At 53.3% G+C, this 15,049-nt stretch carries 12 protein-coding genes and 1 tRNA gene; 9 read left to right on the forward strand and 4 right to left on the reverse strand.

What is annotated here, in order from left to right; genetic code table 11:
- The first annotated feature begins 355 nt into the window (after window positions 1-355).
- A complete protein-coding gene (locus Q3Y58_RS03860; protein ID WP_274216591.1) occupies window positions 356-1,135 on the forward strand; it encodes a transporter substrate-binding domain-containing protein in 780 nt (259 codons plus the stop codon).
- A 24-nt stretch (window positions 1,136-1,159) separates the two neighbouring features.
- Here the strand turns inward: Q3Y58_RS03860 and Q3Y58_RS03865 are convergent, their stop codons facing one another.
- Together Q3Y58_RS03865 and Q3Y58_RS03870 are read right to left on the reverse strand one after the other, a co-directional pair.
- A complete protein-coding gene (locus tag Q3Y58_RS03865; protein WP_319621114.1) occupies window positions 1,160-1,657 on the reverse strand; it encodes a hypothetical protein in 498 nt (165 codons plus the stop codon).
- A complete protein-coding gene (locus Q3Y58_RS03870; protein WP_319621115.1) occupies window positions 1,644-2,060 on the reverse strand; it encodes a bleomycin resistance protein in 417 nt (138 codons plus the stop codon). Before Q3Y58_RS03870 ends, Q3Y58_RS03865 begins: the two co-directional genes overlap by 14 nt.
- Before the next feature lie 832 nt (window positions 2,061-2,892).
- On the opposite strand from Q3Y58_RS03870, the gene dkgB reads away from it, so the two are divergent.
- Window positions 2,893-3,699 carry a 2,5-didehydrogluconate reductase DkgB gene (gene dkgB, locus Q3Y58_RS03875; protein WP_319621116.1) on the forward strand — a complete coding sequence of 269 codons (807 nt, stop codon included), beginning with the start codon at window positions 2,893-2,895 and terminating at the stop codon, window positions 3,697-3,699.
- Window positions 3,700-3,775: 76 nt separating this feature from the next.
- On the opposite strand, the gene glnA is transcribed toward dkgB, so the two are convergent.
- Together glnA and Q3Y58_RS03885 are read right to left on the reverse strand one after the other, a co-directional pair.
- Window positions 3,776-5,185 (reverse strand): type I glutamate--ammonia ligase, encoded by a 1,410-nt coding sequence (gene glnA, locus Q3Y58_RS03880; protein ID WP_274216596.1) that lies wholly within the window; start codon window positions 5,183-5,185, stop codon window positions 3,776-3,778.
- Between the two features lie 111 nt (window positions 5,186-5,296).
- On the reverse strand, window positions 5,297-5,635 hold the full coding sequence (locus tag Q3Y58_RS03885) for a P-II family nitrogen regulator (protein ID WP_274216597.1): 339 nt from the start codon (window positions 5,633-5,635) through the stop codon (window positions 5,297-5,299).
- A 355-nt stretch (window positions 5,636-5,990) separates the two neighbouring features.
- Here Q3Y58_RS03885 and Q3Y58_RS03890 point away from each other — a divergent pair, with 355 nt between their 5' ends.
- From Q3Y58_RS03890 to lon, 7 genes are all read left to right on the forward strand, one after another.
- Complete coding sequence (locus Q3Y58_RS03890) at window positions 5,991-6,395, forward strand: VOC family protein (RefSeq protein WP_274216598.1); 405 nt, start codon at window positions 5,991-5,993, stop codon at window positions 6,393-6,395.
- Between the two features lie 13 nt (window positions 6,396-6,408).
- Entirely contained in the window at window positions 6,409-7,905 is a 1,497-nt protein-coding gene (locus Q3Y58_RS03895; RefSeq protein ID WP_319621117.1) for an NAD(P)H-hydrate dehydratase, read from the forward strand.
- A gap of 148 nt (window positions 7,906-8,053) precedes the next feature.
- Window positions 8,054-8,136: transfer RNA gene (locus Q3Y58_RS03900), tRNA-Leu, on the forward strand.
- Window positions 8,137-8,380: 244 nt separating this feature from the next.
- Entirely contained in the window at window positions 8,381-9,727 is a 1,347-nt protein-coding gene (gene tig, locus Q3Y58_RS03905; protein ID WP_274216600.1) for a trigger factor, read from the forward strand.
- 283 nt (window positions 9,728-10,010) lie between these two features.
- Complete coding sequence (gene clpP / locus Q3Y58_RS03910) at window positions 10,011-10,646, forward strand: ATP-dependent Clp endopeptidase proteolytic subunit ClpP (protein WP_274216601.1); 636 nt, start codon at window positions 10,011-10,013, stop codon at window positions 10,644-10,646.
- Between the two features lie 269 nt (window positions 10,647-10,915).
- The gene (gene clpX, locus Q3Y58_RS03915; protein ID WP_274216602.1) at window positions 10,916-12,181 is read left to right on the forward strand and encodes an ATP-dependent Clp protease ATP-binding subunit ClpX; all 1,266 of its coding nucleotides are present in this window, start codon (window positions 10,916-10,918) and stop codon (window positions 12,179-12,181) included.
- Window positions 12,182-12,542: 361 nt separating this feature from the next.
- Complete coding sequence (lon, locus tag Q3Y58_RS03920) at window positions 12,543-14,972, forward strand: endopeptidase La (protein WP_319621119.1); 2,430 nt, start codon at window positions 12,543-12,545, stop codon at window positions 14,970-14,972.
- Window positions 14,973-15,049: the final 77 nt, after the last annotated feature.

Here is a 15,049-nt window from a genome sequence, read left to right on the forward strand (position 1 = left end):
AGAGTTTCCAAAATGAGATCTAATATGTTTCAAAATGATAGAGATTGGCTCCATATTGACCACGTTAAAATGACCAATTGTTTCTAATGGAAGCTCTGAAACTGATTCTGCGGAATTTGGGCTGTGAAAAAATGTTGAGGCAACTTCGAATTGTTCGCCAGACTGAAGGGGGATGAGCCTGATATCCGGCATAATCTCAGGATAAATTGCAAGTTGCCGGAGTCGGCAAAAATAACGTTGTGCGCTTTGCAATTCATCTTTGAAATATCAGCGCTTTGGCGGTCTAGTTCAACTCATGTCGTGGCCGAAACTGCGCTTCAAGCGCTCGCCGCAAATCCAGACAAGGGGATACAAAATGAAAAAGAATTGGGCACTGGCAGCGACCGCTTTGGTAGCTTTGACTATTGCAGGTGGCGCTCAGGCAAAAGAGTGGACAAAGGTGCGGATTGCAACCGAAGCCTCTTACCCTCCGTTTGCATACACCACGCCTGCAGGTGAGTTGGCGGGCTTTGAGATCGAACTTGGCAATGCCATGTGCGAAGCAGCCAAGGTTGAATGCGAGTGGTTCCCAGTGGATTGGGAAGGCCTCATTCCTGGCCTGATCGCGAACAAGTATGATGCAATCATGGCTTCCATGTCTTCAACTGAAGAGCGCAAGCAATTCATCGACTTCTCCGAAAAGTACTATCAGACCCCTCCTGGGATCGCAGTTTTGAAAGACAGCGATATTGCGGAGGCAACGCCAGAGGCTCTTGATGGGCTGTACCTTGGTGTTCAGGTAGGTACGACCCACGCGATCTTTGCTGAAGAGAAGTTCGAAGGTTCTTCCATCACAACCTACCCAAGTGCAGACGAGTACAAGCTCGATCTTGAAGGGGGCCGTGTAGACGCGGTGATCGATGACGTTGTTGTGCTGTCTGACTGGCTGAAGTCTGAAGATGGTGCCTGCTGCAAGCTGCTTGGCACAATGGCACCAGTCCCTGAAATTCATGGTGAAGGCGTTGGCGTTGGTATGCGTCAGGGCGAGGCGGAGCTGAACGCACTGTTCTCCAAGGCCGTGAAGGACCTGCGTGAGAGCGGGAAGTATCAGGAAATCGCCGCGAAGTACTTCGATTTTGACGTATATGGCGAATGATCTGAGATTGCGCGTGTAGTCATTCTAAAAAGGCGGTGGGTGCACCGCCTTTTTTTGTTGGGTGCTGGCCATGAGGTGATTGAGTGCCAGCGCGCGCTTCTTCATATCCTTGTCGCGCCCGAACATCTCCAAAATGTTGATCATTTCTGGCAGGTCCGGCACCCAAAGCTCAAAATGACCGGCGCAAAAGCGTTGCCGCGTTCTCGGGACCAAAATGTGCCACCCTTCCTTGGTGGCAACAGAAAAATCTCCCATGAACTCCAACGGGATCGGCGCTTCCAATTTCAGGAAAATTTTGGAGCGAAAACGGTCGGAGCACCGGTCAACAACGTTGGGCAAATTGAGGCGCCGCTGCAATGCTACTGCATCCCGTTCGGACAACAGTACATCGACGTCTTTCAGTTGGACAGGAACGCCATGAAGGAGCAGCCCCGCGCCTCCGATGATCCACCAGGGATCCTGACAATGCTTGAGGAGGACAGGGAGGCGGGAAAAGGCTTCTATCTGTTCAGGGGCGAGCATCAGGTATTGTTTCCGCCTCGTTGGGAGCTCGACCGAACTTCAGCAAATTCCCATGCGGATCGTGAATGTAGAACTCTTTCATGTTCCAAGGGCGCAGTTCAAAGCTCGATAGTCTGGGCTCTGAAGCCCCATCTTTTGAAAGGCCCGCTTTGGTGAACTCCTGGTAGAGGTTATCTATACCTTGGCCGCGGACATAGAGGCTGGAGTTGTTGCAGATTTCCTTATTGCGGCAGAGCCAGAAGTGGATCTCCCAGGTCTTGCGGCGCAGGATCAATGTGTTTTGATCCTCATAGATGACACGGTCGAAGCCAAGCATGCCTTGATAGAAGGTTTTGGTCTCGGAAAGATTTAAGGACGGTAAGTTGGGAAGGACTTCAATTTCCTGGTCAGCTGTCTGGTTCAATATGATTGCCCTTCTGCATGAATTTGTAGGTTGAATACCTTAGGCGCGCGTCGCGAAATTTGATAGGGCGCAGCAACAATAACACCCCAGGCCAAGGAGGGCAGGGTGGGCAGAACATGATAGCAAGTAAAGAAAAACCCCGCTCCCTTCTCGAAGGGAAAGCGGGGTTGTTGTCGTATTCAGGTTGCTGGAGCGCTCGTCAGGTTTGGAAAGCTTGCTTAGGAAGCTTTGTGTGTGCAGCTCTCAGTTGAACCATTTTACTCAAGGCAGGAACACTGCCAAGCAATATACGTACTTGAATTTCTGTTTCTGCTGCCGTCGCACTAGAGGTTTCTTCGTGGTGAGCGTTTTAGTGCTCTAGCAGCTGACGTCGGTCTGGTGGTGTCATTCTCTAAACCTCCCGTCTTATAGATTTGATGTAAGTGGCCCAGACGGGGTTTCAAGGAACTGTAATATTTCGTGAACGAAAAAGTTCTGATCACATCCTTGAATGCTGTGGCGCACCTCATTTGAGGAGATTGCCTCTGCAGGGCAAAAGAAAAGCGGCTTGGACAAGCCGCTTTAAAGTCGATGCGGGTCAGTCAGCCCGGTCAGAAGCTGAAAACCTGAGTTGTTTCTTGCCTGAATCGTGTGACGCGTACGTGACGATTGTGCTCGTGGATCCATGCTTTTGGGCGAGCCGTCAAGGCGCTTTGGATTTGATCTCATTCGCGCGGTGAGAGCAAAACTGTCTTGCGGCATTGCCGACTTATCTCAGTGCTTTCATGTTGTTAGATGAATGCAGCGCCACCAACTGGCGACTTGATTTTGCCGCAGGCAGCAGGAGATGACTATGACACTTGAAATGCCCGTACTGGGTGCCGGTACGTTTCGTCTAAAAGGTGATGATGCCTATAACTCCGTGATCATGGCGCTTGAAGAGGGCTATCGTCATATCGATACGGCGCAGATCTATGAGAACGAAGAGGATGTGGGGCGGGCTCTTTATGACAGTCCTGTTCCCCGTGAGGAAATCTTCTTGACCACGAAGGTCTGGATCGATCGTCTTTCCCAAGACGCCTTTCTTCCGAGCCTGCATGAAAGCTTGGCAAAGCTTAGGACTTCCTATGTGGACCTGTTATTGATCCATTGGCCGTTGAAGGACGATCGTGTTCCCATGGCTGAATACCTTGGTGAATTGAAGAAGGCGAAGGATCTCGGCTTGGCCCGCGAGATTGGGGTTTCCAACTTTACGGTTGCTCAGGTTGAGGAGGCCGTTAGCATCTTGGGCAAGGGGGTTCTCTTCACAAACCAAATCGAGGTGCATCCGTTCTTGCAAAACCGGAAGGTGAGGGAAGCAAGCGAGGCGCTTGGCCTCAAGGTGACCGGTTTCATGCCTCTGGCCGTCGGTGAAGCGATCACCAACCCAACAATTGTTGCGATCGCCGAAAAGCATGGGGCCACTGCTGCCCAAGTGACCCTTGCCTGGGTGCGCCAAAACGGCATGGTGACCATTCCTTCTTCGACTAAACGCAAGAACCTTGAGGCCAACCTCAAGTCACTTGATTTGACACTGGATGCAGATGATTTGGCTCAGATTGCGGCTCTGGATGAGGGCAAGCGCATTGCCGATCCGGATTTCGCTCCTGAGTGGGACTAACCGGCCTGCCGGTGGGAAGCGCAATAAAAAAGGCCGGGCGATCTGCCCGGCCTTTCGATATCTAATCCATGGATGATTAGACGGAGTAGTACATGTCGAACTCAACTGGGTGTGGAGTCATTTCGTAGCGCATGACCTCTTCCATCTTCAGTTCGATGTAGGCATCAATCTGGTCGTCATCCATGACGCCGCCTGCCTTGAGGAAGTCACGGTCTGAATCCAGAGCGTCAAGAGCTTCACGCAGAGAGGCTGCAACGGTTGGGATCTCTGCGAGTTCTTCCGCTGGAAGATCGTAGAGGTTCTTGTCCATGGCGTCGCCGGGGTGAATCTTGTTCTTGATGCCGTCGAGGCCAGCCATGAGCAGAGCGGTGAACGCCAGGTATGGGTTGGCGGTCGGATCCGGGAAACGAACTTCCACGCGCTTTGCTTTTGGAGAGGACGTGAACGGGATACGGCAGGATGCAGAACGGTTACGAGAAGAGTATGCCAGCAGAACTGGAGCTTCGTAACCAGGCACCAGACGCTTGTAGGAGTTGGTGGAAGCGTTGGTGAAAGCGTTGACTGCCTTGGCGTGCTTCAGAACACCGCCAATGAAGTACAGGGCGTTTTCGGAAAGGTCTGCATACTGGTTGCCGGCGAAGGTTGGCTTGCTGTCCTCCCAGATGGAGAAGTGACAGTGCATCCCGGTGCCGTTGTCACCGAAGACTGGCTTCGGCATGAAGGTTGCGGTCTTGCCGTAAGCGTGCGCGACCTGATGAACCACGTACTTGTAGATCTGCATGTGGTCAGCCATGGAGGTCAGCGGCTGGAACTGCATGCCGAGTTCGTGCTGAGCTGCGGCCACTTCGTGGTGGTGCTTTTCAACGACGACACCCATTTCGGTCATCACGGTCAGCATTTCAGAACGGATGTCCTGACAGCTGTCGATTGGTGGCACTGGGAAGTAGCCGCCCTTGGTCCGTGGACGGTGACCGAGGTTGCCGCTTTCGTACTCGCTGTCCATGTTGGATGGAAGTTCAGCGGAATCCAGCTTGAAACCGGTGTTGTATGGGTCTGCGGAGAAGCGAACATCATCAAAAATGAAGAATTCCGCTTCAGGGCCAACAAACACGGTGTCACCGGCGCCGGATGCTTTCACATAAGCTTCGGCGCGCTTTGCGGTCATGCGTGGGTCGCGGTTGTAGCCTTCGCCGGAGATTGGGTCCAGAACGTCGCAGAAAATGGACATGGTGGACTGCGCGAAGAATGGGTCAACGTGCGCTGTATCCGGATCCGGCATCAGCATCATGTCGGACTCGTTGATGGCTTTCCAGCCAGCAATGGAGGAGCCGTCAAACGCGACGCCTTCAGCAAACATGTCTTCGTTGACCTGAGAAACGTCCATTGTGACGTGCTGCATCTTACCGCGTGGATCGGTGAAACGCAGATCAACAAACTTGACGTCTTTTTCCTGGATTTCCTTCAGGACTTCGCTGGCCGTTGTCATAACGTCCTTACCCCTTGTTACGCTTCTAGTTTCGTTTGGATGAGCTCGCCCGTGGTTTGTTCTGGAGTGATGCGCGACCACTCAGCTCCTCCCTTGGGCGAAAGTTGAAAATTAGACTGCTTCTTCGCCTGTCTCGCCGGTACGAATGCGAATGGCTTCCTCGATGTTAGAAACAAAGATCTTGCCGTCACCAATGCGGCCGGTCTGAGCAGCGTCGCGAATGGCGTCGACTGCCTTTTCCACCAGATCATCGGTGAGCACGATCTCAACTTTTACCTTCGGGAGGAAGTCGACCACATATTCGGCGCCTCGGTAAAGTTCCGTGTGACCCTTCTGTCGGCCAAAGCCCTTGGCCTCAGTCACGGTTATACCCTGGAGGCCGACCTCCTGAAGCGCTTCTTTCACCTCATCAAGTTTGAAGGGCTTGATAATCGCTTCGATCTTTTTCATGGCCGTACATTCTCTCCGTTTTGTGGCTTCACCTGAACTGTTCTTTCACATTTTGTCCAGAGCGTGTTCAGGCGATCAGTGCCTAGGCAAAATCACTTTCTGCAATCGATGCTAACGTTGTTTGCAGGAAGTGTGCCAGTTTGGCGAGAACTGCGAAAAACGCGCGTTTATCGGGCAATTGGACGGTCTTGAACCAAGGGCTTCACCGTAGGCTTATTTGAAATTGATGATATTCTGTGCTCTGTGATTAAAAACTAATCACATTTACCGCTTAAATATCATGCGACGGCTTGGCGGCTAGCTCTTGACGGGTGGTGGTTGTAAGGTAAAGGCAATCCACACGTAGGAGGGTATCATGCGTCTGATCTCACTCGATCACATTGTACTCACCGTGCATGACATGGATCGTGCCTGTGCCTTTTACAGAGAAGTCCTTGGTTTGGAAGAAGTCGTCTTCGGCGCGGGGCGGAAGGGCTTTCGGTTTGGCATGCAAAAAATCAATCTTCAACTTTCAGAGCATGCACCTTTGCCCAAGGCAGGGCGAGAGACGCCGGGATCGGCGGACATCTGCTTGCTCGTCGACAATATTGAAGAGGCGATCGAGCATCTGAATGCAAATTCAGTGAAAATAGAGGAGGGGCCGGTCTACCGAACGGGTGCAAGATCGCCCTTGCTTTCCATATATGTACGAGATCCTGATGGAAACCTGATCGAGCTGGCCCAGCCGCAAAATGTGGTGCTTGGGCAGCACACAGACTGAAAGGCACCTGAGAATGCATGAGCTCCTTGTACCGACTGAAATGGCAAAAGCCGATCGTCTGACCGTTGAGGGCGGCCGGTCGGGCCTGGAGCTTATGGAAAAGGCGGGGTTGGCGGTTGCCAATGCTGCTGGCCGACTTACCACATACGAGCGCCGGGTGATCTTGTTGGCTGGTCCGGGAAACAATGGGGGGGATGCCTTTGTTGCTGCCCGGCACCTAAAGCAGCGTGGGTTCGTGGCAGAGGTGTTCTTGCTCGGACGTGCTGACAAGCTGAAAGGCGATGCGCTTGAAGCCTATCAATCATTGCGGTTGGATGTGACGCCTATTGCCGATCAAATGCCGCCACTTTCTGAGCTCGGGCCTTACGATCTGATCGTGGACGGTCTGTTTGGTGCTGGTCTTGATCGGCCGCTTGAAGGTGTGTCACTGGAACTGGTCGCGGCCATCAACGCGAGTGCGGCACGCATTCTTGCCATCGATTTGCCGTCGGGCCTCGATGGCAGGACGGGTCAAGTGATGGGTGATGCCGTTAAGGCAGATGCAACCATCACCTTCTTCAGGGGAAAGCCAGGTCACTACCTGTTTCCCGGACGCGGCCTTTGTGGCGCATTGAATATCTCCCAAATCGGCATTCAGGAGACCGTGTTTCCGGAAGTCGCTATTGATGCCTTTGTCAATACGCCGGAGTTATGGGCTGCCGCGCTTCCTGAGCCGCAGGTGGATGGGCACAAGTATAACCGCGGTCATCTTGTGGTTTACAGCGGAGACGAGTTTCATACGGGGGCTGCCCGCCTTGCTGCGCTTGCCGGTCAGCGCGTCGGGGCAGGACTGACCACGGTGTTGGCACCTACGCCCGCCGCCCGCATTCATGCGATGCATCTCAGTTCGGTCATGGTGCGCCCCAGCGACAACCCGAAACAGTTCGAGGACCATCTCGGGGACATACGTTTGAATGCCGTTGTCATTGGGCCGGCGGCCGGAGTTGGCGAGGTAACCCGAAAGGCGGTTCACTTCAGCATCACACGTGATCGCCACGTGGTGCTGGATGCAGATGCGCTCACAGCGTTTGCCGGAGATAGTGAGGGCCTAGCAGGTCTGATCAAGGGCGCGCACGGGCAGCAGGTGCTTACACCGCACGAGGGAGAGTTTGCGCGCCTGTTTCCGGATATATCCGCAGATCGCTCCCTTTCGAAAATAGAGAAGGCCCGTGTTGCTGCAGAGCAGAGTGGGGCAATCGTTGTTTTAAAAGGCGCGGATACGGTCGTTGCTGCACCCGATGGCCGTGCGGCGGTCAATACAAATGGAACGCCGTGGCTGGCAACAGGCGGGTCGGGGGATGTCCTGGCCGGCATCATTGGTGGATTGTTGGCTCAAGGGGTTTCCGGTTTTGAGGCGGCTGCCATGGGCGTTTGGCTTCATGGCCGCGCGGCGGAGCTATGCGGACCGATGCTTGTGCCGGAGGAGCTTATTTCGAAGCTGCCTGCAGCCTATGCATCTGCTCAGGTTTGAGACCCTTAAGTCGCGGGGACACTGTGATTTTCCATTTGTAAGACGCCATAACTGTCAAAAAAATGGGATAAAGTGAGAGATGCAGGAAAACTAAGCGGCTAAGGCGGTTGACTTCCTCGCGGCTAGCAATTAGTCAGCACCCAACGTTGCGGCTGTGGCGAAATTGGTAGACGCACCAGATTTAGGTTCTGGCGGGAGACCGTGGGGGTTCGAGTCCCTCCAGCCGCACCAAACCCCCGGTATTACGGTGTGCAACTCGACGACAACCGTACCCTATCGGAAACTTAAAAAGTTGAGGGCGTTGTCAAAGTTCGGTTGAAAGGCCTCCGGTTTTTGGGTGGTTTGTTGCAGAGGGCAACGTGGTCCCTGCAAAATTTGTTTCCCCTAAAATGGATTGGTTCTTTCTCTGAGCCGAAGGCAAATCACAGCGGATTTGCTGAGTGCACGTTCTAGATTAAGGACGAAGACAAGTACCATGCAGGTAACAGAAACCCTGGCTGAAGGCCTGAAGCGCGAACTGAAGATCGAAATTCCAGCATCTGATCTGGCAACTCGCCTTGATGAATACCTTGTTGACATGAAAGACAAGGTTCGCATCAACGGTTTTCGCCCAGGTAAGGTTCCTCTCGCACACCTCAAGAAGCTTTATGGCCGTCAGGCAATGGCTGAGCTTTTGAGCAACCTGATCAACGAGACCTCCAACAAGGCCATCGAAGATCGCAGCGAAAAGCCAGCTCTGCAGCCTGAAATCGATCTGCCAGAAGAAGACGCTGAGCGCGTCCTTGCTGGCGAAGCAGATCTGAACTTCACCATGAAGTACGATATTCTGCCAGAATTCGAACTGATCGACTTCTCCACTCTGGAACTCGAGCGTCCGATCGTAGAAATCGCTGACGAAGAAGTTGACGAGCAGGTTAAGCAAATCGCAGAGAGCAACCGCTCTTTCGACGCTCGCGAAGAGGGTGCTGTTTCCGAAAACGGTGACCGCGTAACAATGTCTTACCTCGGTAAGATTGACGGCGAGCCATTCGAAGGTGGTGCTGACGAGAACGGCCAGTTGGTTCTGGGCTCCGGTCAGTTCATTCCGGGCTTTGAAGAGCAGCTCGTTGGCCTCAAGGTCGGCGATGAGAAGGTTGTTGAAGTGTCTTTCCCTGAGGAATATGGCGCACAGCACCTTGCTGGTAAGGCCGCGACCTTTGATGTTGTGATCAAGGAAATCGCAGCTCCGGGTGAACTGAGCATCGACGACGACATGGCGTCCAAGCTCGGTCTGGAGTCACTCGACAAGCTGAAGGAAATCATCCGCAGCCAGATCGAAAGCCAGTACGGTGCCGCGACCCGTCAGAAGGTAAAGCGTGCGCTCCTCGACAAGATGGACGAAGCTTACTCTTTCGATCTGCCGGAAAAGCTGGTGTCTACGGAGTTTGACGGCGTTTGGCGTCAGGTTCAGGCTGACATGGAGCAGACTGGCAAGAGCTTTGAAGACGAAGACACCACCGAAGAAGAAGCAAAGGCTGAGTACCAGCGTATTGCTGAACGCCGCGTGCGCCTCGGTCTGGTTCTCTCCGAAGTTGGCGAAAAGAACAACATTCAGGTAACTGACGAAGAAGTTCAGCGCGCTCTTTACGACCGCGTACGTCAGTTCCCAGGTCAGGAACAGCAGGTCTTCGAATTCTACCAGAAGAACCCTCAGGCCTTGGCTTCCCTGCGCGCCCCAATCTATGAAGAGAAGGTTGTGGACTTCATTCTCGAGCTTGCGAAGATCACCGACAAGGTTGTCTCCAAGGAAGAGCTTCTGAAGCAGGACGAAGACGAAGCATAAGCTTCTGACTGTTGAAATCATGGAACGGAGGCTCCACATGCTGGGCCTCCGTTTTCTTTGGCAGCCTGCCTACTATGGGGGCTCCATCAATTTTCTGGGAGCGAATGCTGATTACCTGAACCGCTAGGTTCACGTCGGCTTTCAATCCCTTTAAGAACAAAGCGACATACCTTATGTTGGGTCTGTCGCTTTTTTCGACTCACAGAACGATTTCAAGTCCTGCCTTATTCGAAGGGGCAGGGGAGCTGCCGGGTGGCGGCTCTTGCAACACAATGGATGACGCATGACCGATCCTGTAGAGTACTTCACGAACAGTCTGGTGCCGATGGTTGTGGAGCAGACAAACCGGGGCGAGCGCGCCTACGATATCTTCTCCCGTTTGCTGAAAGAACGCATCATCTTTGTTACCGGGCCCGTCGAAGACACGATGGCCACTCTGATCTGTTCGCAGCTGCTCTATCTGGAAGCGGAAAATCCGAACAAGGAAATTGCGCTTTACATCAATTCCCCGGGTGGGATTGTGACTTCCGGTCTGGCTATTTATGACACAATGCAGTTCATCAAGCCGAAGGTGACCACTCTTTGCATTGGTCAGGCTGCCAGCATGGGTTCATTGCTCCTGGCAGGTGGTGAAAAGGGAATGCGCTTCTCGCTGCCAAACAGCCGCGTCATGGTTCACCAGCCTTCTGGCGGTTTCCGTGGTCAGGCCTCCGATATCATGCTGCATGCACAAGAGATCCTCAAATTGAAGCGTCGCCTCAATGAGATCTACGTGGAGCATACCGGTCAGACATTGGAAGCTGTAGAAGAAGCGTTGGAGCGCGATAACTTCATGACAGCGAATGAGGCTCAACAGTTTGGTCTCATCGACAAGGTCATTGAGAACCGCGACAGCCTTGCCAAGTCCGAGGAAGAATAAGCACCGAGTTTGATCGTGGCACATTCTTTGCTGCAATTCGTCAACACCTAAATGAGGTGTCTCAGAATGGCCTTAAAGGATTGTTGATTTTTACGGTCAAACTATCGGTTAATTGATCGTTGCGTTAGGGTTTCTGAATGTTCTTACTGGATCGATGCGGTGAAACACGCTAAGTCAGTAAGAACACGCCGTTTACCCATCAATGGCCGGCGATCGAATAAAGTTCAAGAAGGGGACTGGGTCCTCGAAACTATGCGGGGTTATAACTCATGAGCAAAGCTAGCGGCAGCGACAGCAAGAACACGCTTTACTGCTCGTTTTGCGGAAAGAGCCAGCATGAAGTTAGAAAGCTCATCGCCGGGCCAACCGTCTTCATCTGCGATGAATGTGTCGAGCTGTGCATGGACATCATTCGGGAAGAAAACAAATCTTCCTTGGTGAAGACCCGCGACGGAATTCCAACTCCCCAGGAAATCAGTGGTGTGCTTGATGATTATGTGATCGGCCAGAGCCGTGCCAAAAAGGTACTGTCTGTGGCGGTTCATAACCACTACAAGCGTTTGAACCATGCGGCGAAGAACAACGATGTTGAACTCGCCAAGTCAAACATTCTTCTGGTTGGGCCAACTGGCTGTGGTAAGACCCTTCTTGCCCAGACGCTGGCTCGCATTCTGGACGTACCTTTCACCATGGCGGATGCCACGACCCTTACTGAAGCGGGTTATGTTGGTGAAGATGTTGAAAACATCATTTTGAAGTTGCTTCAGGCCTCCGACTATAACGTCGAGCGGGCTCAGCGCGGCATTGTCTACATCGACGAAGTGGACAAGATCACCCGTAAGGCAGACAACCCATCCATCACCCGAGACGTATCAGGTGAGGGGGTGCAGCAGGCGCTCTTGAAGATTATGGAGGGTACCGTTGCATCGGTGCCGCCACAGGGTGGCCGAAAGCATCCTCAGCAGGAGTTCCTGCAGGTGGACACCACAAACATTCTCTTTATTTGTGGTGGCGCGTTTGCGGGTCTGGACAAGATCATTTCCGATCGCGGCCGTTCTACTTCAATCGGCTTTGCAGCGACCGTTATGGCGCCAGATGATCGTAAGACCGGTGAACTGTTCTCCGAGCTGGAGCCGGAAGATCTTCTGAAGTTTGGTCTCATTCCGGAATTCGTTGGTCGTCTTCCTGTTATTGCGACCCTCGAAGATCTTGATGAAGAAGCTCTGGTTACCATTCTGCAAGAACCTAAGAATGCTCTGGTCAAACAGTACCAGCGCCTGTTCGAAATGGAGAATGTTGAGCTCAGCTTCCATGATGATGCTTTAATCTCGATTGCGCGAAAGGCGATCGAGCGCAAAACCGGTGCTCGCGGACTGCGGTCCATCCTTGAGGCCATTTTGCTTGAGACCATGTACGAGCTGCCTGGTTTGAAAGGCGTGAAGGAAGTGGTGATCTCGTCAGAGGTTGTCGATGGCAAAGCGCGTCCGCTTTACATCTATGAAGACCGTGCCGAGACCTCAGCAACCAGTGCTTGATAAGGCCGCAGCTTACTAAGAAATTTACAGACGGGCGGCCTTTCTTTGAATGGTCCGCCCGTTTCGATTCACTGGGCACTTCTCTAAAGACAGGGTTGACTGTGGCTGGCGCGATCCAAGCTATTCCCGGATCACAATGCTATCAACAGAAGGCTCGCTGACGTGAATGCTGGGTGCTTGACACACAGGGGTGCGGTGGCCACCTAATAGCGTACCACCGCAATCGCGGCGGGTCTGGCTGCGCCCATAAAACGGGGCATTCGGATCCGGCCTTATAGAGTTTGCCCCAAGGAAACTTGCATTGCGTCCCTCGAGTGCGCCGCAGCGAAAGGTGCGAGCGCGCCACATGAAAGGATCGACTATGGCTGACAATGAAACGCGCCACACAGGAGATGCGGAGAAATCTGTCTTCCCGGTGCTCCCTTTGCGCGACATCGTCGTGTTCCCACATATGATCGTGCCGCTGTTTGTAGGGCGCGAAAAATCCATTCGTGCTCTCGAAGAGGTGATGAGCACTGACAAGCAGATCCTGCTTGCCACTCAGATCAATGCCGCGGACGATGATCCAGATGCTGACCAGATCTACAAGGTCGGCACCTTGGCAACGGTCCTGCAGCTTTTGAAGCTGCCAGACAACACCGTGAAGGTGCTTGTTGAGGGCGGCGCCCGTGCAGAAATCAGCGAGTTTACAGATCGCGAGGACTTGTTCGAAGCTGAAGCTCTGGTTCTTGATGAGAACGATGAGAGCGAAGTCGAGATTGAAGCTCTCGGCCGCTCCGTGCTTTCCGAGTTCGAGAACTATGTAAAGCTGAACAAGAAGGTCTCCCCAGAGGTTCTGGGCGCGGTCAACCAGCTGGATGACTATTCCAAGCTGGCCGATACGATTGCCTCTCACCTGGCGGTGAAAATTCAGGACAAGCAGGACATCCTTGGGACGGTTTCCGTTTCTGAGCGTCTGGAAAAGGTTCTGGGCCTGATGGAGAGTGAGATCTCCGTGCTGCAGGTTGAAAAGCGCATCCGTTCACGCGTCAAGCGTCAGATGGAGAAGACCCAGCGCGAGTACTATCTGAACGAGCAAATGAAAGCCATTCAGAAAGAACTCGGCGATGGCGAAGATGGTCGTGATGAGCTTGCCGAACTGGAAGAGCGCATCAAGAAGACCAAGCTCTCCAAGGAAGCCCGTGAAAAGGCTGGCGCAGAGATGAAGAAGCTCAAGCAGATGAGCCCCATGTCTGCTGAAGCGACTGTCGTGCGCAACTATCTGGACTGGTTGCTGTCCATTCCGTGGGGCAAGAAGTCCAAGATCAAGCACGACCTGAACTTTGCCGAAGAGGTTCTGGATACGGATCACTATGGCCTTGAGAAGGTCAAGGAGCGTATCGTTGAGTATCTGGCGGTTCAAAAGCGTGCGAACCAGCTGCGCGGTCCTATTCTTTGTCTGGTAGGTCCTCCAGGTGTTGGTAAGACCTCTCTGGGCAAGTCCATTGCCAAGGCAACCGGCCGTGAGTTCGTTCGCATGTCGCTCGGCGGCGTCCGCGATGAGGCTGAGATCCGTGGTCACCGGAGAACCTACATTGGCTCAATGCCGGGTAAGGTGATCCAGTCCATGAAAAAGGCGAAGAAGTCCAACCCACTGTTCTTGCTCGATGAGATCGACAAGATGGGCATGGATTTCCGTGGCGATCCATCTTCCGCGCTGCTTGAGGTTCTTGATCCAGAACAGAACGGCAGCTTCATGGATCACTACCTCGAAGTTGAGTACGATCTCTCTGACGTCATGTTCGTGACGACAGCCAACACGCTCAACATTCCAGGGCCTTTGATGGACCGTATGGAAGTGATCCGCATAGCGGGTTACACGGAAGATGAGAAGGTGGAAATTATCCATCGTCACCTGTTGCCAAAGGCTCTGAAGAACCATGGCTTGCGGGATGGTGAGTTCTCAATTTCCAACGATGCGCTGCGCAAGGTGATCCGTCTTTACACCCGTGAAGCTGGTGTGCGTAACCTCGAGCGTGAGATGGCTACTCTGGCTCGTAAGGCGGTTAAGGACATCCTGATGAACGACAAGTCGACCATTGAGGTTGATGAGACGCTCGTTGAGGAGTACCTCGGCGTTCCACGCTTCCGCTTCGGCCAAGTTGAAGATGAGGATCAGATCGGTGTCGTTACCGGACTGGCATGGACCGAAGTGGGCGGTGAGTTGCTGACCATCGAAGGTGTCATGATGCCGGGTAAGGGCAAGATGACCGTTACCGGTAACCTCAAGGATGTGATGAAGGAGTCCATCTCCGCGGCGGCGTCCTATGTCCGCTCACGGGCAGTAGACTTCGGCATCGAGCCTCCGTTGTTCGATCGTCGCGAGCTGCACGTTCACGTTCCAGAAGGGGCGACGCCAAAGGACGGTCCGTCCGCAGGTATCGCCATGGCAACAGCGGTGATTTCCGTGATGACCGGCATTGAGGTGCGCCGCGATGTGGCCATGACCGGTGAGATCACGCTGCGTGGTCGGGTGCTGCCAATTGGTGGTCTGAAGGAGAAACTGCTTGCTGCGCTGCGTGGTGGCATCAAGAAAGTTTTGATCCCGCAGGACAACGCCAAGGATCTTGCAGACATTCCAGACAACGTGAAAAACGAGCTGGAGATCATCCCGGTTTCTCGTATGGGTGAGGTTCTCAAGCACGCTTTGGTTCGTATGCCAGAGCCGATTGAGTGGACCGAAGCAGACGAGAAGAAGAACGCGGAACCCGTCGTTTCTGAAGATGATAAGACTGGCATCGTGGCTCATTAATGTGAGTTGAGGCCGTTTAAACGTAGACCCCGGGCTTTGCCCGGGGTTTTTTTCGTTGAAACACACCCCAAAACCGC

The organism is Nesiotobacter zosterae (assembly GCF_033843645.1).
Taxonomy (GTDB): Bacteria; Pseudomonadota; Alphaproteobacteria; order Rhizobiales; family Stappiaceae; genus Pseudovibrio; species Pseudovibrio zosterae.